The organism is Holdemania massiliensis AP2, from assembly GCF_000327285.1.
Lineage (GTDB): Bacteria > Bacillota_I > Bacilli_A > Erysipelotrichales > Erysipelotrichaceae > Holdemania > Holdemania massiliensis.
Genome location: NZ_HE998569.1, coordinates 372,655 through 390,065, shown reverse-complemented (window position 1 = coordinate 390,065; position 17,411 = coordinate 372,655). Strand labels below are relative to the sequence as shown.

The following is a 17,411-nucleotide window of genomic DNA, read 5'->3' as shown; positions in this document are numbered from 1 at the left end:
ATTTTTTTGTCGGCTTTTTGCATCCCTCCTTGACTCCGCCTGCTTGAAATTCGTAACAACGCCTTATTTTCAAGGGCTTTTATGAATTCGTTAAGGATTTCATTCCTGGGTCCTTCTGTTTTTGAATTCCTTTCTGATTCTCTATTTGTGCGTTTTTCCTGTTTTGTTGGTTCTTGTTATTATGTCGGTCTTACTCTGTCCCGATCTTTCCGTATCTCTTTCGTGCTGTCTTTTTCTTTCTCTCTTTTTCTTTCTGACTTTCAACAACCAGGAACTTAAGCTTTGTATACCTATCAGGAATTCGTTTTTTCCAAGCAGTCCTTTTTCTCAAATTCTGCTTCAGCATCTTTAAGACTTTGCATTGAATCTTTTCTCCGATATTGAATCCTTTCCATCACAAAGGCTCAGATACTATCACCCAATGAAAGAGATCGATTCGCCTGACTGGATAGGTTCGGATATTCTTTCCTTTCAATGAGGTAGGACATCCTTAATCTTTATGATTCGATACTGGATCCTGTGTGATCGGATGAGCAGCATCACCCCTATACGATTTCGCTTATTCCACCAAACTTTACGCCTTTGGTTAATCTCAGCTCCAACAGAAAAAGCAAGGTTATCCACCCCTTGCCTGATCTACACCGATGTTTTTTTCCTGTCTTTACTTCTACAAAACTCAACGAACACTCAGTCCTAATATAATCTGTCCTATATAATAGGATGAAAAGACAATTCTGTTTGCTACAGTTTCCTGCTGTTCCTTTTCTTCTCTGGCTGATCAAACCCAATCCAACGTTAAAACATCGCATCAAGGAAATCCTGTTCTTCTTCTCCTTGTCTGAGCTGTTGGATCTGCTGCTCCAATTCTGCAACCGTCGCTAAACGCTGCTGGATGTAAGAAGACAAAGCGGCGATCTCTTCACTTTCCTTCTGATTTAAAAAGCATTGATAAGTCACCTTTCCCAGCTGCAAAGTTGTCTGGAGGATTTCCTTTTTGCATTGTTTGATTGTTTTTTTACGTTTGTAAATTTCGATCCGCAGATTAAAGTGCCGGCGTATCTTAGTGATCCATTGAATCTCTTCTTTATTTTCTTCCATCATTCAGGCCTCCTCTTGCTTTAGGCTTATGCTGGTGAAACACAGCTTATTCCGGCTTTTCCTTTCAGGGCCGGGTCTTTTATGTTAGAATAGTGGCGGTGAAAAAATATATGAGTGCAATTCAATTTGAGATTACCCATGTGTGCAAACAGTCAGGTGCCCGCTGCGGCATCCTGCATACGCCGCATGGCGACGTAGAAACGCCGATGTTTATGCCTGTCGGCACCCTGGCGACGGTGAAATTCCTGTCCCCGGAGGAAATTAAGGCTTTGGGGGCCGGGGTCATTCTGGCCAACACTTATCACTTGTGGCTGCGGCCGGGTGAAGACATTGTCGATAAAGCCGGCGGCGTCCAGAAATTCATGAATTATTCGGGACCGATGCTGACGGACAGCGGCGGATTTCAGGTCTTTTCGTTGGCAGATCGGCGCAAAATTAAAGAAGAAGGCGTTACCTTCAAGAGCCATCTGGATGGTTCCACCTTATTTTTAAGTCCGGAAAAATCAATTCAGATCCAAAACAAGATCGGAGCAGACATCATCATGAGTTTTGATGAATGTGCGCCTTATCCTTGTTCCTACGATTACATGAAAAACAGTGTTGAGCGAACGCTGCGCTGGGCAAAGCGCGGCAAAGACGCTCATCAGCGCCCTGAAGATCAAGCCTTATTCGGCATTGTACAGGGCGGAGAGTATCAGGATCTGCGTGAGATGTGTGCCAAAACCCTGGCGGAAATGGATTTCCCAGGCTATTCCATCGGCGGTACCTCAGTTGGAGAATCAAAGGAAACGATGTATAAGATGATTGATTACAGCGTCAAATATCTGCCTTGGGAAAAACCGCGGTATTTGATGGGCGTCGGATCGGTCGATGCGATCCTGGAAGGAATTCTGCGCAACGTCGATATGTTCGACTGCGTTCTGCCGACTCGGATTGCCCGCCACGGTACCTTGATGACCTCACAGGGTCGGATCAACATTAAGAAACAGGATTATGAGGAAGATTTCGGTCCTCTGGATCCGGAATGTGACTGCTACACCTGCAAAAATTACAGCCGGGCCTATCTGCGGCACCTGTTCCGCTGCAATGAAGGTTTGGGCAGCCGTTTGATGTCGATCCATAATCTGCGGTTTCTGTTAAGCTTGACAGAACAAGCCAGAAAAGCGATCCGGGAAGACCGCTTCGGTGATTTTAAAGCTGAACTGTTTAAGAAATACAACTTGAACAGTGTCGATTCGAGGGGGTTCTGACGATGAAAACAAGTGAATTTGATTTTGATCTGCCGCCGGAGCTGATTGCTCAGACGCCGCTGGCAAAACGTTCAGCCTCACGGCTGTTGATTCTGCATCGCGCTACCGGTGAAATTGAGCATCGGCATTTCTATGAACTTGTAGATTATCTGAAACCGGGCGACGTTCTGGTGCGCAACAACACCCGCGTCATTCCGGCACGCCTGTTCGGCACCAAAGAGGAAACCGGCGCGCATGTGGAACTGCTGCTGCTGCGTCAGGATGGGGATGAATGGGAGTGTCTGGTCGGCAATGCTAAAGTTGTCAAGCTGGGCACAGTCATTTCCTTTAACGAAGGCGAGCTGAAAGCGGAATGCATCGGCATCGGTGAAAAAGGACTTCGGCAGTTCCGGATGATCTATGACGGAATTTTCTATGAGATTCTTGAGAAGCTGGGCAATGTCCCGCTGCCGCCTTACATCAAGGAAAAATTAAACGATCCGGAACGCTACCAGACGGTTTATGCCAAGGTTAAGGGTTCCGCAGCGGCACCGACGGCCGGACTGCATTTTACACCGGAACTGTTCGATCAATTAAAGGCCATGGGCGTCGAAGTTGAAGACATCACGCTGCATGTCGGCTTGGGTACATTCCGTCCGATGGACACCGAGGATATCGCCGATCATCACATGCATTCGGAATTCTTCATGATGGATCAGGCAACGGCTGGCCGCCTCAACCAAGCCAAAGCGGAAGGCCGGCGGATCATTGCGGTCGGCACGACCAGCTGCCGAACGCTGGAAGCGATCATGAGCAAATACGGAGAGTTCCGCGAATGTCATGAAGATACGGATATCTTCATTTATCCCGGCTACACGTTCAAAGCGATTGACGGCTTGATCACCAACTTCCATCTGCCCAAGTCTACGCTGGTTATGTTGGTCAGCGCCTTTGCGACCAAGGAGCAGATCATGAAGGCCTACCAGGCGGCGATCGATGAGCAATATCGGTTCTTCTCCTTCGGTGACAGCATGTTTATTGAATAAGCGTATGGAGAAAAACAATCCAGCGATTCAAGCAAAACCAAAGATCAACTACTGGAAGATGAGCGTGGAGGAAATGACGCGGATTCAGGCTGAGGGAAGACATCCCAAGCTGCTGATGCACGCCTGCTGCGCTCCGTGCAGCGCTTTCCCGCTGGAATTTCTGAGCGGCGTCTTTGAAGTGACGATCTATTACAACAATTCCAACATTTATCCAGCGGCAGAATATCAGCGCCGCTTAGAAGAACTGAAGCGTTATCTAGAAGAGGTCAATCCCACACTTCCTCATCCTGTCCAACTGATTGTTCCGCCCTACCGCAATAAGGAATTTACGGCTCGGCTGGCGGTGCTCAAGGACGTGCCGGAAGGTGGGGGACGCTGCTTTCTGTGCTATGGTCTGCGCATGGATGAAGCGTATCGTTATGCCAGCGAGCATCATTATGACTATTTCACGACAGTCATGACGATCAGCCGGCAGAAGAACAGTCAAAAGCTGAATGAAATCGGCCGCCAGCTTTCGCATAAATATCCGAATGTCCCTTACTTCTATTCTGATTTCAAAAAGAAAAAAGGCATCGACCGGGGGCAGGAACTGTCGCGGCTGCATCAGCTGTACCGTCAGGATTACTGCGGCTGTCTTTATTCCTATGAGAAACGACAGGAAGACAAGCAACGAAAAATCGAAGAAACTTCAGCGAATCAAGTCTGAAGTTTCTTTTCTTTTTTCAGCGATCATCCTTCTGTGACCGCGGATTGACTGCAGGGCTTCGGCTTTTGTTTTACCCGCGAACAGCTTTTCACTTGCCAGCAAACTGGAAGAGAGGGCAGAAAATAAATGCCGGAATGGTTGTTTTGCCAGGCAGAATAAGTCTATAATAAAATCATTGAGAAGCTTTTCTACCTTGGCTTTTTAAATTGGAATCAGCAACACTGCGCTTGCCGGCAGTTTGAGCGCGAACAAGAATACAGCTCAGCCCCGGTGTTTTTACGGATGAAGGAGAACGCTATGAAACTGGAAATCAGCAAAGAGGAACTGCGGAATTTTCTGCTGCACGCCACCGATGAACAACTGGCGGAAATGATCGAATTTATCCATCCGGTCGATATTCTGGAAGTCATCCATGAATATAAGGCAGATGAAGATCAGATCATGAAGCGGCTGCCGTCGGAGATTCTGGCGGAAATTGTCGATGAGGAAGAAGACGAGGAAAAATACGGTCTGTTATCCCACTTCTCCGACACGGAACAGCGGGTCATCCTGGAAGAAATGTCTTCCGATGAAATCACCGATTTAGTTTCGGTTCTGGATGAGGCTGAATCGGAAGAAGTTTTAAGCAAGATGAACATTGAGGACCGGCAGGAAGTCCGCACGCTGCTGAGCTATGATCCGGAAACCGCCGGCGGTTTGATGGCGACGGAGTTTATCTGCCTGTCTGATCAAATGAGCGTCATGCAGACGCTTCTGTATTTGCAGAAAGAAGCGCAGGATGCAGAAATGGCTTATTATTTATATGTCGTCGATCAAAACAAGGTGCTGACCGGGGTTGTATCGCTGCGTGAAATCGTAGCTCACAGCTTTGAAACTTTGATTCGCGACATTGCCAACCCCAACGTCATCTCAGTTCCGGCGCCGACCGATCAGGAAGAAGTCGCGCGGATTTTCAGTAAGTATAATTTCTTAATGATGCCGGTCGTGGACGAACAGGATCGCATCCTCGGCGTCATTACCGTCGATGACGTCATGGATATCATTGAAGAAGAAAATACCGAAGATATTCATCGTCTGGCGCAGATCAATGAGGAAGAAAAAGTTGACGGCAGTCTGATTGAATCATTGAAAAGCCGTCTGCCGTGGTTGTTTATCAACCTGCTTACCGCCTTTCTGGCCTCCTCGGTCGTCGCCGTTTTCTCCGATACGATTGAAAAAGTCGTCGCTTTGGCGGCGGTCAATCCGATCATCGCCGGGATGGGCGGCAACGCCGGAACACAGTCTTTGACGATTGTTGTCCGCGGTATTGCGCTGGGTGAGCTGACCGGTGAAAATGCCCGGCGGGTCTTCTTCAAGGAATTCGGCGTGGGTGTTTTGAGCGGCGTAAGCATTGGTCTGGTTGTTGCCTTGATCTGCGGCCTGATGCAGCGCAATCCGATCTTCGGTCTGGTCGTCGGCTTGGCCATGCTTTTAAACATGGCGTTTGCGACGATTGCCGGGTATGCGGTGCCAGTCATCCTGAAAAAGATCAATGTGGATCCCGCGCTAGCTTCTTCGGTATTTGTCACCACCGTGACCGATGTGCTGGGCTTCTTCTTTTTCCTCGGATTGGCGACTTTATTCTTACCTTTTTTGATGTAATCCAAGCGCAGCTTTCCGATGATTTCAAATTCAGCGGCAGTCAAAGGACTGCCTTTTTTGCGGTGGTTGTGCTATATTTTCAAGCAGATCAAGGAGGTGGGATAAATGATTCTTTGTTGTTCCCAGCGTACCGATCTTTGTGCCTTTTACAGCGACTGGCTTTGCCGGCGGTTTCAGGCGGGCCTTGTCGATGTCCGCAACCCCTTTGTCCCGCATCAGATCCTGCGGCTGGATTGTTCGCCAAGTCAAGTGGATGCGGTGATTTTCATCACGAAAAATCCGACTCCAATGCTGGATAAGATGGATGTCTTCCGCGAATATGCGGTGGGTTTTCAGGTTACAGTCACGCCCTACGGGCCGGAAATTGAACCGGGACTTCCCGACAAACGGATCGTCCTGGACAGCTTCCGCAAGCTGGCGGACCGGCTGGGTTCTTCGCACATGATCCTGCGGTATGATCCGATCTTCTTCTCCCCGCGGTATGACGAAGTGTTTCACCTGCGGGCCTTTGAGCGCTGCTGCAGACAGCTAAGCGGGGCCTGCACACAGGTGATCCTCAGTCATCTGGATCTTTATAAGAATACCCGCCGGCATCAGCGTGAGCTGAACTGGCTGCCGGATTCCCTTGACCGCTTTCGGCAATTAGCGCCGCAGCTGGCGCAGATCGGCAAACAATACGGCATGCAGCTGCAGCTCTGTGCCGAAGATCTTGATCTTCAAAGAGCCGGAATCGTCAACCGCAGCTGTATGGACGCGGCTTGGCTGGAAGTGTTGACCGGGCGAAAATTGGATTATCCCCTGACTCAGGCCCGCCCGCATTGCCATTGCCTGCAGGTAACAGATCTGGGTGAATACAACTGCTGCGCGCATCATTGCCGTTATTGCTACGCCAATTTTGACGAAGCGCAGATTACCTCACGGATGGCACAACATGATCCCGAATCGTCTTTGTTGATCGGTCATCTGCAGCCGGATGATCAAATCGTTACGAAAAAAAAGTCTGAACGGCAGCTTCGCCTGTTTTAGACTTTTTCTTTTTCGATTCTTTTTTACAGTGTTTCAATTTTCTTAAGCAGCTCAGCCAGTGTTCCTTCAAACTCACATTCCACCGGCAGCTTTTCCGTGTTCAGCAGACAGTCGGTAATCAGCCAGCCTTCCATCCCCAGCGAACGGGCCGTCATGTCTTCTTTGACGTCATTGCCGATCATCACGCACTGCTTTGGATCCAGCTGCAGGCGGTTCAGGATCTCCTCATAGTATTTCGGATTCGGCTTGCAATAGCGGCAGCTCTCAAAGGTTGTGATCCAGGCAAAATCATTTTGGTCCAATCCTGCCCAACGAATTCGGTTCTCTGTCGCAACCCGCGGAAAGATCGGATTGGTCGCCAGCACCAGCGTATATCCTTTCGCCTTCAAAGCGCGGACAATTTCATTGGCCAGCGGCGTCGGCGCGCAGGCTTCCACTGCTTCATTAAACTCGTTTTTATAATAATCGAAAAATTCTTCTTCCAGCGTTTCATGGTGCAGACCTGTTAATTTGTCAAACACCTGCCAGAACACCTGTTCGTTGGTCGCCCGGCCATCGTTCATAATCATCGCGCCGGTGCCCTTCCAAATCGTATCGACTAACTGCTTAGGGTCAATCCTGTCTGCCATTTTCTTTGCCAGCCGGGAAAAGTAACTCTGGACAAATTGATCCTGATCCATCGGCAGCAGCGTGCCGTCCAAATCAAATAATAACGTTTTTTTCATAGTGAGATTCCTTTCACAATGGTTTCATTATACACAAATTGGCAATGAAAGAAAAGCGAACAATCCGATCGGATTGTCAAAATAGCTTAACGGTGAAAGCAAAGGACTCAGCGCCGCCCTGCCCGGCCTTATGAAGAGTGGTGTTTCTGCCACAGCATCGCTCCCACGGCGGCAATGACCGCTACCACCGCCACGATGACCGCTTCCCGCATTCGTCCTTCAATCAAAAAATTACCGATCAGCGTACCAGCCAGAACCGGAATAATCGAACCCACCGTGCAGGTAAACAGAAAAACCGGCCGGCGAATATCAGAAACAGCCGCCAGATAAGGCTTCACTAAATTCGGCAGAATCGGCAGCAGAAACATCACAAAACAATACAGTTCTTTGTTTTTTCCTGCCAGCCAGTGATGAAAGCGATCCAGCATCTGAGCGATTCGCGACTGCGGTGAGAGCTGATCCAGCAGTCTTTCCGCAAACAAATAGACAATGCCGTTGCCCAGCACCATTCCAATCAAAATCACAGCAGTCCCGATCAAAGGGCCATAGCTTGCCCCGGCGGCCGCCTGCAGCGACAGCGCCGGAATCAGGGAAGTCATGACCTGCACCGCCTGAAGCAGAATTAAAAACAGGACGCCGTTGATTCCCAATGCCTCAAAATATTGTCGAATGGCTTGTTCGTCGCCGCTTTTTAATAACTGGTTCACAGCCGGAAGAAAATCGACGACCGCCAGCACGATCAAAAGCACGCCCGCCGCTGCCGAAATCATCTGCAGCCGGTTCCACTTTCGCTGCTTTCTCATAAAGAAAAAATCACCAGGAAACCCAGTGATTTAAAGATGAATAACTTCCTGTGTCGTTTTGACGATCATCGTAATATCTGCGCCTGTTACATCAAAATCAACATCTTTCACCGTTAAGCTGATTTCCTTTAACAGTTTCTCTGCCTTTTTCTGCGCGAGTTCATTCAACTGTTTAAACTCAATTTTCATATCTAACACCTCGTTTCTATTTTAACATGAAAGGTTCACTTTGAATATAGCGGAATTCTGACAAGTTTTGTCGAATTCTTTCCTTTTCGTTCAAATTTTGACCTTTCCCTATTCAACCAGACGCTTGATGAAATTGCCTGTAATCTGCAAACCTTCATTGACGATGATGAATGCTTTGGGATCCATCTGCGTAATCATCCGCCGCAGTTCATTGACTTCATCCTTGGATACAATCGTGACCAGCACCTCGGTTTCAGTCTGCGTATAGGCGCCCAAACCTTTCCAGTACGTCACGCCGCGTACAAAATCCTTTAATATCTTAGTTTTAATCTCCGGATTTTTCGTGAAGATCATCAAGCTCATTTCAATATTCTGCAGATGAACTTTATCCAGCACAAACGAATAGACCGCCGCATAGATAATACTGTAAATCGCAATCGGCAGATCAAACAAGAACGCGCACAGACAATAGATCAAAGCATTAAACGCCAGCTGAAGCTTGCCGACACTGAACGATTTCCAATGCAGCGCCGCATATACGCCTAAGATATCCGTGCCTCCGCCGCTAGCGCCATGAACCAGTGTCATCCCCACGCCCAGCGCCCCGACGATCGCTCCGATGATGAGCGAAGCCAGCACATCTTCCAGAATCGGCACCACCGGAATCGGAATCAGTGAGAAACAGATCGTCTGCGTGATCAGCGAAAGCAGCGTACCGAGAAAGAATTTCCGGCTGAGCGAACGGTAGGCCAGAATAAACAGCGGAATGTTGAACAGAAAGTTAATCACGCCGGCGATATCAAAATTAAAGTTCAGATTCAGCCGACTGGTCAGCACCGTTCGGATGATCTGAGCCAAACCGACAATGCCTCCGTTATAAAGGTTCACGGGAACGACAAACAAATTAATTGAGGCCGCAAACAAGGCGGAACCGATAATAATCATCAAATATTCATAAACTTGCGAGTGACGCTTCATGGCCTGATCCTCCTATTGGATAATAGAACCTCTCCTATTTTATATGAACCCCGGCGTTTCTTCCAGTCTATTTTGTACGATTTCATCAAAGCTTTTTTGATTGTTCAAATCAGGACAATTTTCTAACCGGCTTATCAATTTTATGATATGATAAAAAGGAAGAGGAAAGAGGTTTTCTTATGGATGTAAAAGCATTGTCTTATTATGTAGCGATCGTCGATCAAAAAAGTATCAATAAGGCTGCGGAGCTGCTTTACATCAGCCAGCCTGTCCTCACGCGCACAGTCAAGGCGCTGGAAAAAGAATTGGGTGTCCAGTTGTTAATCCGCAATAATCACGGAATTGAAATAACGACCGTAGGCCAGAACCTGTATTATTATGCCCGCAGCATTCTTTCCCAGTTTGAGGAAATTGAACGGCTGAAGAAAACATTTGGTTCCTGCATCGAAACCCGGCTGCGTGTTTCCACCGCGATGATCCTGCTTCAGGATTCGATTATCCAAAAGTATTTTTCTTCTGTGAACAGCGATCATTCATTTATCGATATTCGGGAAACGGGCATTGAAGAAGCGATCAACAATGTGCGCAGTCAGGCCTCAGAAATTGCAATTCTGGCCTTGAACACCGTCCAGTATCGAACATTGCAAAGAGTTTGTAAGATTCATGAGCTGGAAATGCATGTCATTGACAAAGGTTCAGTTTATGTTCATTTATCGCAAAAGCATGCGTTAGCCCAAGCGGACACCGTGAAAGCTTCTTCGTTGTTGTCGATGATCTATCTGCATACTCCGGAAGACTTCTTCACCCGCCTTAATTATACCGTCAAGATCGGTGATACCGAGCTTTCTCAATTCAAACGGATCATCACGGTCAACAACTATCATACGATCATCAACTTGCTGAAACACAGCGATGCCTTCATGTTCGGCAACCGCTGGCAGATTGAAGATCTCAAAAAGGGCGGAATTGCCAGCATTCGTCTGGAAGATGGTCATATTCAGCGTCATCTGGTTTGGCTGCATCGTCAGCGGCAGACCTTATCTGATGAAGCCCGTTTATTCCTGAACCTATTCCTCGCCCCGCTGAATCAGTCCATTCCAGCAAAAGCATAACCAGGTTATACTTTATTGGCATTACCCAAAATCGACATTTCCCCCTATAATGAAAGCGTGGACATAATATACTGATTATTATGAGGAGGAATATTATAATGAACAAAAAAACAATTCTTGGTTTATTAACCGGCGCCGCCATCGTCGCCGCTACAACAGGGTCTTATGCAGCATGGGATAAGTTGAGTTCGGATCCAACCGTTGCAAAAGTAACATTAAGAAAACCAGTAACGGTTACAGCGACCATTGCTAATGATGCAGAGTTTACAACTTCATCAGATTTAGGAGAGACTGCTCCTGTTTACACAGTGCCAATCCAAGTACAAGCTCAAGAGATTCCTGCAGATAAAAAGGGAAGTGTTCATTGGGAATTTGATGCAAGTGTAAAAAGTGGTGAAACACCTGTAACAAGTGTAACAGCAACGGTTGTTAATGAGAGTGGCACCGAAATAACATCAGCTTCTAATACTGCCCCTACTGGTAGTCTTGAAAATTTCAGTGTTAAGGTTACACCTACTGATGATGCAAAAGTTTATGCTGACGGTACAACAAAATTAGACGTATCCGTAACTGCAAAGTTAGTTCCTAATAGTTAAGTATTTAAAAAAGCCATCCGATGATGGCTTTTTTAAAAGAATCTTTAACTACAAAGCAATAACTGATAAAATAGAAATAACTGCGGGGATGAGAACATGGAGACTAAGAAAAAGTGGAGAATAAAACCAAAGATCATAAATTGGGTATTCCGATTGTTTTCTTCTGTTTTAATTTGTTACATTTTGGGCATGTTATTTTTCCCCGATACGATGATCAATTTAACTGGATTTCAATTCTATACTGTTTTAACAGGGAGTATGGAGCCAATAATTCCAACTAATTCCTTAGTTTTATCCAAACGTATTAAATCCGATGAAGAATTAGTTCCGGGTACAATTATCACCTTTCATGCAAATCGACTAGGCGAAGATATCGTGTTAACCCATACGCTTGCAAAAGTAGAGATGCAGGATAATGGTCGGTTACGGTATTTCACTCAAGCTTACGCTTATGAAGGGCTGGATGATTATGAAACCTATCGGCAGGATATCGTCGGGATCTACGTGATGCATGTCCCCTTTCTCGGAAAAATCGCATTCTTCTTCCAGAGTCCTTATTCCTGGTTCATGATTCTGATTGTTGTGGGGATTCTGCTCTTATCCTGGATCGTGCAGCTGCTGATCGACCGCAATGAATTGATTGGAAAACGAAATGCGGATAAGCTTACAGGGGATCTGAAAGAGATTGAACAGGCTGAGTTTGTTTTTGACAGTACGACGATTCAGAATTCATATCTGGTGGTAAAGGGTCTGGTTGTTTATCAGGGACAGTGGCAGACGCCGATTGCCCGAATTGATTTCATGAATGAGAAATATGAGATTCTGGATACCGCCTTGCTGTATCTGCGGCCAAAGAAGTCCAAGATGGATCACAAACTGAAATGGGTGGCGATTGTCAAGTATGACAAGAAGATCAAATATCAGGATGCGCATCTCTATTCCTTGGATTATCCGTTGACGGAGCTTGAGAAAAAACGGCTGAAAAAAACGATCAAGAAAAACAATCGGAAGTTAAAAAAGCAAAGCAAAGGGCAGTCTGAAAAAAGACTGCCTTTTTGATAGATGGGAGTAAGAAAACGCGTCAGCCCATGACTTCGTTTTCTTCTTCGACGAATTCGTACAAATTCATAGCTTCAAAATCGCAGAATTCAGCAATGGTCATATTGAAACCCAGCGCTAATTGATGAATTGTTGCAATTCCTGGATTTTTCGTATGTCCTTTGATGATGTTTTCCAATGTTGATGTGCTGACGCCAGACATCTCTGATAATTTGTAGTATGAAATATTACCTCTTTGTTTGCATAGTTCTTTGATTCGGTTGGAGATTAATGTGACGTATTCCATGATTCAGCTTCCTTTCTTTTGTTTTTTGCGGTTCTATGATAGCAACGTCATTTCCCAATTATTCCCATATTCGGGAATAGATTGCATCAAGGTAATTGATTCTGAAAGAATAGCTGAAAAAGAGGTCAAAGAATGAGTTGAATAATTAACGATAAGTAAGGATTTCATAAGTTTTTATCACGAAGAAACTGCCGAGAAAAATAAAGTTGTAAACTTTGTCTGTTCTCAACGGATTTCTGATTAATATCAATTACAACATCTATCACTCTCTATTTTCCAGTATTATTAGGCCGTTGTCTATTGAATATTTTCCAAACTTTTATTCTTTTTTAAACTGCGTTTTTCAATTAACCGTGGAAATGAGGAATACGTTGCTGAAAGAATGAGAAAACCAACATGGACAAAAGAAAAACTCTGCTCATCCCATTGCCATTGCTTTGGGAGAAGCAGAGTATCGTTTGAGAATAACTATTCTTCAGTAATTTCGACTTTGGTCATGACATCGCCATTGCGCATTGCCCGAACAGCACCAAGATTATCGGTCACCTGACCAAAAACCGTATGAACACCGTCCAGATGCGGCTGCGGATCGTGACAGATGAAGAACTGACAGCAGCCGGTATCCTTGCCGCGATGAGCCATCGACAGCGCTCCCGCAATATGTTTATGCGGATTATTTTTTGTTTCGCATGGAATCGTGTAGCCTAAATCGCCTGCCCCCGTGCCGTAAGGACAGCCGCCCTGGGAAACAAAATGCGGAATGACGCGATGGAAAGTCTTACCGTTATAATACCCTTCTTTAATCAGCTTAACGAAGTTAGCGACGGTGATCGGCGCTTCGTCCGGATACAGCTCAAATGGAATTTCTGCTCCGTTAGCCATTGTAATTTTACCTTGAATTAAACCCATAGTTTGTTCGCTCCTTTTCTTTCTTTTTTATTTTACTCTATTTCCGAAATCCTTGCATCAAGATTTGATATCGAAATGACAGCGCAGGATTGTCTGCGGTGTACCCATGATCATCGTTTGTCCGACTGGATCTTCAACAAACCCGCAGCGTTGATAAAATTGACGGGCATTTTGATTGGATTTTAGAACCCAGCAGACAATCCTAGGGTATCCGTGCTGACGCAGCTGTTCTATCCCAGCCTCAATCAGCCGCCTGCCGATTCCCTGATGCTGAAATTGCGGAAGAAGGTACAAAGCTGCGATTTCGCCGCATTTTTCTCCCGCTTCTTCCGACTCGCTGATTCGGCAAAATCCGATGATCTGACCGTCTTGTTCCGCCAGCCAGATGGAATCACAGCCATTCTGACTGAAAATGTTATAGCTGTGCTCAGGCGTGCGGGTTTTCAGGAATTCAGGATCGATCAATCCCACATAGGCAGCCTGCCAGCTCAGCGAGTGAACCTTGGCCAGCCCCCAGGCGTCCTGGGGAATGGCTTTACAAATCATCCTCATTTTTTAGTTTCCTCCATCCAATTCTGAATGTCCTGTTCGATGAATGCAAACGGGCGCGGGCCTTGATCCAGAATGACTTGGTAAAAAGTCTTCAAGCCGAATTGATCCTGCAGCGCTTCGCGGGCCTGATCCCGCAGCTGTTCCATTTTCATCTCGCCGACGCCATAGGGAAGCAAGACACCAGGATTGGCAATCAGATCCAAATAGATCTGCTCTGCCGCATCAGCATAGCCGAAATGGCTCAGATAACCTGTCAGATCATCCTGACTCCAGCCTAGGCCGTTCACGCCTAAATCGCACAGACATTGCAGATAATAACCGTACATGGCATTGATCTGCAGGGCTTCAATCAGAGCTTCATCCGTAATCCCCAGCCAGCGGTAAGCTTCTAAGGCAATGATCTCGGCCCAGCCTTCTGTATAAGCAATTTCAGAAAGCAGACGGCGGATCGGATGCGGATCGGTGGTTTGGAAATAATTGTGTTGGTAACAGTGGCCAGGAAATCCTTCATGAGCCAGCGTTAACCACAGGGTTTCAGCTTTATCCTGATAAGCCGGATTGACCTTGATGATATTTTCGGTTTCCTGATCCAGCGGCGGGATCAAATAATAAGCAATGGTGTTTTCACTGGCGATGCTGGCATCCAGATAGCTGACAGTGTAACGAATCTGCGGAATTTCCGGAACGATTTCCGTCATTTTCTTTTGATATTGCTGCAACAGTGTTGTAGCTTCCGTAAGCGGGAATTCCACGTTTTCAAGCTTATCGAGAAGCTGGGGATCTTGTTGGAGCAGAGTTTGCATCCGCTGCAGTTTCTGAAGCATGAAGCTTTCCAGCTCGCTGGCCAGTTCTAAAATTGTTTGATCGCCAGCGGTTTTGGACTGCATTAACAGCTGATAATACGCTTGACCTTGTTCGCCATAGGCCGCAGCCAGGCCGCCCTGTCCTTTGGCGCTGCCGCGCAGCTTTTCCAGTGTATCGCGGACATGATGAAGGCTCGGCAGATAACTTTCTTTCATGATCTGTTCATTTTTATCAGCATAGTTTTGACGTTGGTCAGCGCTTAAGGCTTCCAGTTCACCTAACTTCTCTGCAAAATTAACAATCAAAACATTATCATCGACCTTTTCCACAAACCGGTCGATTTCGGCCAGGGTGCTGTCCAGAGCGCTGTCCTGCAGGAAATATCCGCGCTCTGCCTGGGCCTGCGTATACGTCAGGGCTTCGTCCAGATAACGTTCAACATCGGCTAACAGTGTCAGATACAGCTGAACATCGGCTTCCGAAGTGATTCGGAATTCCAGGAAGTTCTGGTTTAAGGCGCTGATCAATCCTTGATTCGGCTCAAATAAAAACTGCAGCGGAGCATAGCGGGTCATGGCTAAAGATTGTTCAAGATCCCGCTTTAGGAGCTGATAGTTCAGCTGCTGAACGGGAGTAAGGGTATCCGGATCAAACTGCTGCAAATTGTTCAATGCGGCTTCCATGGCTTGTTTATTTTCAATCTCGCTGGCTTCACTCAGACTGCCCAGCGTGGTTGGAACATCCTGAATCCCCAGCGCTGAAGGATCCGTCAGTGAAAAGTGCAGAGTCAGTCCGTCCTGTGTCAGCTGACGGCGGGTTTCCTCCATGAGAAATGCATCAAAGGCTTTTTGAACTTCTGTAACTGCTGCCTGTGCCTCCGGTGCTGGAGCCGCTTGCTTTTTAGATTGAAACAGCGCGCAGCCGCTGCCGGATAAAAGCAGCAGTGCCGTTGTGAGTATCAGTCCGATTTTCTTTAGCGTCATATTCTTCCTTCTCCTTTAGATGACGGAAACCCCGTCATCCTTAGTGTAGCATCTAAACCGGCAAACCATACCTCACTAACGGCGCAGACTGACTTCACTTAAATCCCAGACGGTATCAGCCAGATCGCTGTAAAATTCTTTTTCATGGCAGACCAGCAGAACCGTGCCCGGATATTCGGCGATAGCTTTGTGCAGTTCGTCTTTGGCATCCTGATCGAGATGATTGGTTGGTTCGTCGAGAAACAGCACATTATAAGGGGTATTCAGCAGCTTGCATAAACGCAGCTTAGCCTGTTCTCCACCGGAAAGCACCATCACCTGACTTTCAATCTGATCGGTGGTTAATCCGCAGCGGGCCAAAGCACTGCGGATTTCATATTGAGAATAGGCCGGATAAGTTTCCCACAGCTCTTCAATGCAGGTGCGGCGAATCGGCTCGGTGATTTCCTGTTCAAAATAGCCGATTTCCACATGCTCTCCCAGCTGGACGGTGCCTTCAAGCGGTTCGATTAAGCCCATCAGGCTTTTCATCAGCGTTGTTTTTCCTAAACCGTTGGCACCGGTGATAACAATTTTCTGGCCTTTTTCCAGCACCTGATTCATCGGTTTGGAGAGTGGTTCATCATAACCGATGACCAAATCGCTAGCGGAAAAGATGACCTTGCCCGGCGTTTTCCCCATTTGAAAGCGGAAGGTCGGCTTGGGTTTCTCTGCACTCAGCTCAATTCTTTCCATCTTAGCCAGTTTCTTCGCCCGGGAATTGGCCATGCCGCGGGTAGCGACGCGGGCTTTATTGCGGGCTACAAAATCCTCCATACGGGCGATCTCCTGCTGCTGCCGCTGATAGGCCGATTCCAGCGCCAGTTTGTTCTGCTCATACAGACGATGAAATTCATCAACATTGCCGACATAGCGGGTCAGGCGGCAGTTTTCCACATGGTAGACGAGATTGACGACCTCGTTGGTAAACGGCAGATCGTGAGAAATCAGAATGAAGGCATTCTCATAGTTCTGCAGGTAGGTTTTCAGCCATTGAATGTGCTGTTCGTCAAGATAATTGGTCGGCTCATCCAAAAGCAGAATATCCGGCTTTTCCAGCAGCAGTTTCGCCAGCAGGATCTTGGTCCGCTGACCGCCGGACAATTCGCTGACATCCCGATCCAGGCCGATATCGCTGAGTCCCAGCGCCTGCGCGACTTCCTCAATCTTGACGTCAATCTGGTAAAAATCATGATGTTCAAGCGTGTCCTGCCATTCACCGATCTGTTCGAGCAGCTCATTCATTTCTTCTTCCGTACACTCCATCATCTTCGCATAGCCATCGTTGATCTGCTTCTCTATATCAAATAAGTCAGCGAAGGCCTGGGCCAGTGCATCATGAATGGTCATGCCTTTTTCCAAAACCGCATGCTGATCAAGATAACCGACCTTCACGTTCTTGCTCCAAATGATCTTGCCTTCCTCCGGTTCCAGCTTGCGCGTAATGATTTTCATAAACGTGCTCTTGCCTTCGCCGTTGGCGCCCAATAAACCGACGTGTTCGCCTTTCAGCAGACGAAACGAAACGTCTTCAAAAATACTGCGGCCGCCAAAGCTGTGGCTGCAGTGCTCCAGCGTTAAAATACTCATACTCTAATCCTTCCTTAGTTTTATAAGATAACGGATTCAG

18 protein-coding genes are annotated in these 17,411 nt (G+C 46.9%); 8 read left to right on the top strand and 10 right to left on the bottom strand.

The window, feature by feature from the left end:
* Nucleotides 1–795: 795 nt before the first annotated feature.
* Nucleotides 796–1,098: a hypothetical protein gene (locus BN162_RS14220; RefSeq protein WP_020225782.1), complete on the bottom strand. Its 303-nt coding sequence runs from the start codon at nt 1,096–1,098 to the stop codon at nt 796–798.
* 110 nt (nt 1,099–1,208) lie between these two features.
* Here BN162_RS14220 and tgt point away from each other — a divergent pair, with 110 nt between their 5' ends.
* The 5 genes from tgt to BN162_RS14195 all read left to right on the top strand — a co-directional run bounded on the left by tgt (nt 1,209) and on the right by BN162_RS14195 (nt 6,746).
* Nucleotides 1,209–2,348, top strand: a complete 1,140-nt coding sequence (gene tgt / locus BN162_RS14215) for a tRNA guanosine(34) transglycosylase Tgt (protein WP_020225781.1) — start codon at nt 1,209–1,211, stop codon at nt 2,346–2,348.
* A gap of 2 nt (nt 2,349–2,350) precedes the next feature.
* Complete coding sequence (gene queA, locus BN162_RS14210; RefSeq protein ID WP_020225780.1) at nt 2,351–3,373, top strand: tRNA preQ1(34) S-adenosylmethionine ribosyltransferase-isomerase QueA; 1,023 nt, start codon at nt 2,351–2,353, stop codon at nt 3,371–3,373.
* A complete protein-coding gene (locus BN162_RS14205) occupies nt 3,324–4,079 on the top strand; it encodes an epoxyqueuosine reductase QueH (RefSeq protein ID WP_020225779.1) in 756 nt (251 codons plus the stop codon). Before queA ends, BN162_RS14205 begins: the two co-directional genes overlap by 50 nt.
* A gap of 297 nt (nt 4,080–4,376) precedes the next feature.
* The gene (gene mgtE, locus BN162_RS14200; RefSeq protein WP_020225778.1) at nt 4,377–5,720 is read left to right on the top strand and encodes a magnesium transporter; all 1,344 of its coding nucleotides are present in this window, start codon (nt 4,377–4,379) and stop codon (nt 5,718–5,720) included.
* A 105-nt stretch (nt 5,721–5,825) separates the two neighbouring features.
* Nucleotides 5,826–6,746, top strand: a complete 921-nt coding sequence (locus BN162_RS14195) for a DUF1848 domain-containing protein (protein WP_020225777.1) — start codon at nt 5,826–5,828, stop codon at nt 6,744–6,746.
* A gap of 23 nt (nt 6,747–6,769) precedes the next feature.
* Here the strand turns inward: BN162_RS14195 and BN162_RS14190 are convergent, their stop codons facing one another.
* From BN162_RS14190 to BN162_RS14180, 4 genes are all read right to left on the bottom strand, one after another.
* The gene (locus tag BN162_RS14190; RefSeq protein WP_020225776.1) at nt 6,770–7,471 is read right to left on the bottom strand and encodes an HAD family hydrolase; all 702 of its coding nucleotides are present in this window, start codon (nt 7,469–7,471) and stop codon (nt 6,770–6,772) included.
* Between the two features lie 128 nt (nt 7,472–7,599).
* The gene (locus BN162_RS14185; RefSeq protein ID WP_020225775.1) at nt 7,600–8,274 is read right to left on the bottom strand and encodes a TVP38/TMEM64 family protein; all 675 of its coding nucleotides are present in this window, start codon (nt 8,272–8,274) and stop codon (nt 7,600–7,602) included.
* A 30-nt stretch (nt 8,275–8,304) separates the two neighbouring features.
* A complete protein-coding gene (locus tag BN162_RS18805; RefSeq protein ID WP_006060135.1) occupies nt 8,305–8,463 on the bottom strand; it encodes a hypothetical protein in 159 nt (52 codons plus the stop codon).
* Between the two features lie 108 nt (nt 8,464–8,571).
* Nucleotides 8,572–9,441, bottom strand: coding sequence for a YitT family protein (locus BN162_RS14180; protein WP_020225774.1), 870 nt, complete (start codon nt 9,439–9,441; stop codon nt 8,572–8,574).
* A 179-nt stretch (nt 9,442–9,620) separates the two neighbouring features.
* Here BN162_RS14180 and BN162_RS14175 point away from each other — a divergent pair, with 179 nt between their 5' ends.
* The 3 genes from BN162_RS14175 to BN162_RS18090 all read left to right on the top strand — a co-directional run bounded on the left by BN162_RS14175 (nt 9,621) and on the right by BN162_RS18090 (nt 12,208).
* Nucleotides 9,621–10,553, top strand: a complete 933-nt coding sequence (locus BN162_RS14175; protein WP_020225773.1) for a LysR family transcriptional regulator — start codon at nt 9,621–9,623, stop codon at nt 10,551–10,553.
* 98 nt (nt 10,554–10,651) lie between these two features.
* The gene (locus BN162_RS14170; RefSeq protein ID WP_020225772.1) at nt 10,652–11,149 is read left to right on the top strand and encodes a hypothetical protein; all 498 of its coding nucleotides are present in this window, start codon (nt 10,652–10,654) and stop codon (nt 11,147–11,149) included.
* A 258-nt stretch (nt 11,150–11,407) separates the two neighbouring features.
* A complete protein-coding gene (locus BN162_RS18090; RefSeq protein WP_020225771.1) occupies nt 11,408–12,208 on the top strand; it encodes a hypothetical protein in 801 nt (266 codons plus the stop codon).
* Between the two features lie 22 nt (nt 12,209–12,230).
* Here the strand turns inward: BN162_RS18090 and BN162_RS14160 are convergent, their stop codons facing one another.
* The 5 genes from BN162_RS14160 to BN162_RS14140 all read right to left on the bottom strand — a co-directional run bounded on the left by BN162_RS14160 (nt 12,231) and on the right by BN162_RS14140 (nt 17,371).
* Complete coding sequence (locus tag BN162_RS14160; RefSeq protein WP_020225770.1) at nt 12,231–12,494, bottom strand: helix-turn-helix domain-containing protein; 264 nt, start codon at nt 12,492–12,494, stop codon at nt 12,231–12,233.
* Nucleotides 12,495–12,962: 468 nt separating this feature from the next.
* Nucleotides 12,963–13,403 carry a peptidylprolyl isomerase gene (locus tag BN162_RS14155; protein WP_020225769.1) on the bottom strand — a complete coding sequence of 147 codons (441 nt, stop codon included), beginning with the start codon at nt 13,401–13,403 and terminating at the stop codon, nt 12,963–12,965.
* Nucleotides 13,404–13,460: 57 nt separating this feature from the next.
* Entirely contained in the window at nt 13,461–13,955 is a 495-nt protein-coding gene (locus BN162_RS14150; protein WP_020225768.1) for a GNAT family N-acetyltransferase, read from the bottom strand.
* Nucleotides 13,952–15,742 (bottom strand): DUF885 family protein, encoded by a 1,791-nt coding sequence (locus tag BN162_RS14145; RefSeq protein WP_020225767.1) that lies wholly within the window; start codon nt 15,740–15,742, stop codon nt 13,952–13,954. The genes BN162_RS14150 and BN162_RS14145 overlap by 4 nt, the downstream gene beginning before the upstream one ends.
* A 75-nt stretch (nt 15,743–15,817) precedes the next feature.
* Complete coding sequence (locus BN162_RS14140) at nt 15,818–17,371, bottom strand: ABC-F family ATP-binding cassette domain-containing protein (RefSeq protein WP_020225766.1); 1,554 nt, start codon at nt 17,369–17,371, stop codon at nt 15,818–15,820.
* Nucleotides 17,372–17,411: the final 40 nt, after the last annotated feature.

Coding starts and splice junctions, on each gene's coding strand:
- BN162_RS14140 (WP_020225766.1), bottom strand. CDS start 17,371: ATGAGTATTTTAACGCTGGAGCACTGCAGCCACAGCTTTGGCGGCCGC.
- BN162_RS14195 (WP_020225777.1), top strand. CDS start 5,826: ATGATTCTTTGTTGTTCCCAGCGTACCGATCTTTGTGCCTTTTACAGC.
- BN162_RS14190 (WP_020225776.1), bottom strand. CDS start 7,471: ATGAAAAAAACGTTATTATTTGATTTGGACGGCACGCTGCTGCCGATG.
- tgt (WP_020225781.1), top strand. CDS start 1,209: ATGAGTGCAATTCAATTTGAGATTACCCATGTGTGCAAACAGTCAGGT.
- BN162_RS18805 (WP_006060135.1), bottom strand. CDS start 8,463: ATGAAAATTGAGTTTAAACAGTTGAATGAACTCGCGCAGAAAAAGGCA.
- BN162_RS14145 (WP_020225767.1), bottom strand. CDS start 15,742: ATGACGCTAAAGAAAATCGGACTGATACTCACAACGGCACTGCTGCTT.
- BN162_RS14150 (WP_020225768.1), bottom strand. CDS start 13,955: ATGAGGATGATTTGTAAAGCCATTCCCCAGGACGCCTGGGGGCTGGCC.
- BN162_RS14155 (WP_020225769.1), bottom strand. CDS start 13,403: ATGGGTTTAATTCAAGGTAAAATTACAATGGCTAACGGAGCAGAAATT.
- BN162_RS14175 (WP_020225773.1), top strand. CDS start 9,621: ATGGATGTAAAAGCATTGTCTTATTATGTAGCGATCGTCGATCAAAAA.
- BN162_RS14170 (WP_020225772.1), top strand. CDS start 10,652: ATGAACAAAAAAACAATTCTTGGTTTATTAACCGGCGCCGCCATCGTC.
- mgtE (WP_020225778.1), top strand. CDS start 4,377: ATGAAACTGGAAATCAGCAAAGAGGAACTGCGGAATTTTCTGCTGCAC.
- BN162_RS14220 (WP_020225782.1), bottom strand. CDS start 1,098: ATGGAAGAAAATAAAGAAGAGATTCAATGGATCACTAAGATACGCCGG.
- BN162_RS18090 (WP_020225771.1), top strand. CDS start 11,408: ATGGAGCCAATAATTCCAACTAATTCCTTAGTTTTATCCAAACGTATT.
- BN162_RS14160 (WP_020225770.1), bottom strand. CDS start 12,494: ATGGAATACGTCACATTAATCTCCAACCGAATCAAAGAACTATGCAAA.
- BN162_RS14185 (WP_020225775.1), bottom strand. CDS start 8,274: ATGAGAAAGCAGCGAAAGTGGAACCGGCTGCAGATGATTTCGGCAGCG.
- BN162_RS14205 (WP_020225779.1), top strand. CDS start 3,324: ATGAGCAATATCGGTTCTTCTCCTTCGGTGACAGCATGTTTATTGAAT.
- BN162_RS14180 (WP_020225774.1), bottom strand. CDS start 9,441: ATGAAGCGTCACTCGCAAGTTTATGAATATTTGATGATTATTATCGGT.
- queA (WP_020225780.1), top strand. CDS start 2,351: ATGAAAACAAGTGAATTTGATTTTGATCTGCCGCCGGAGCTGATTGCT.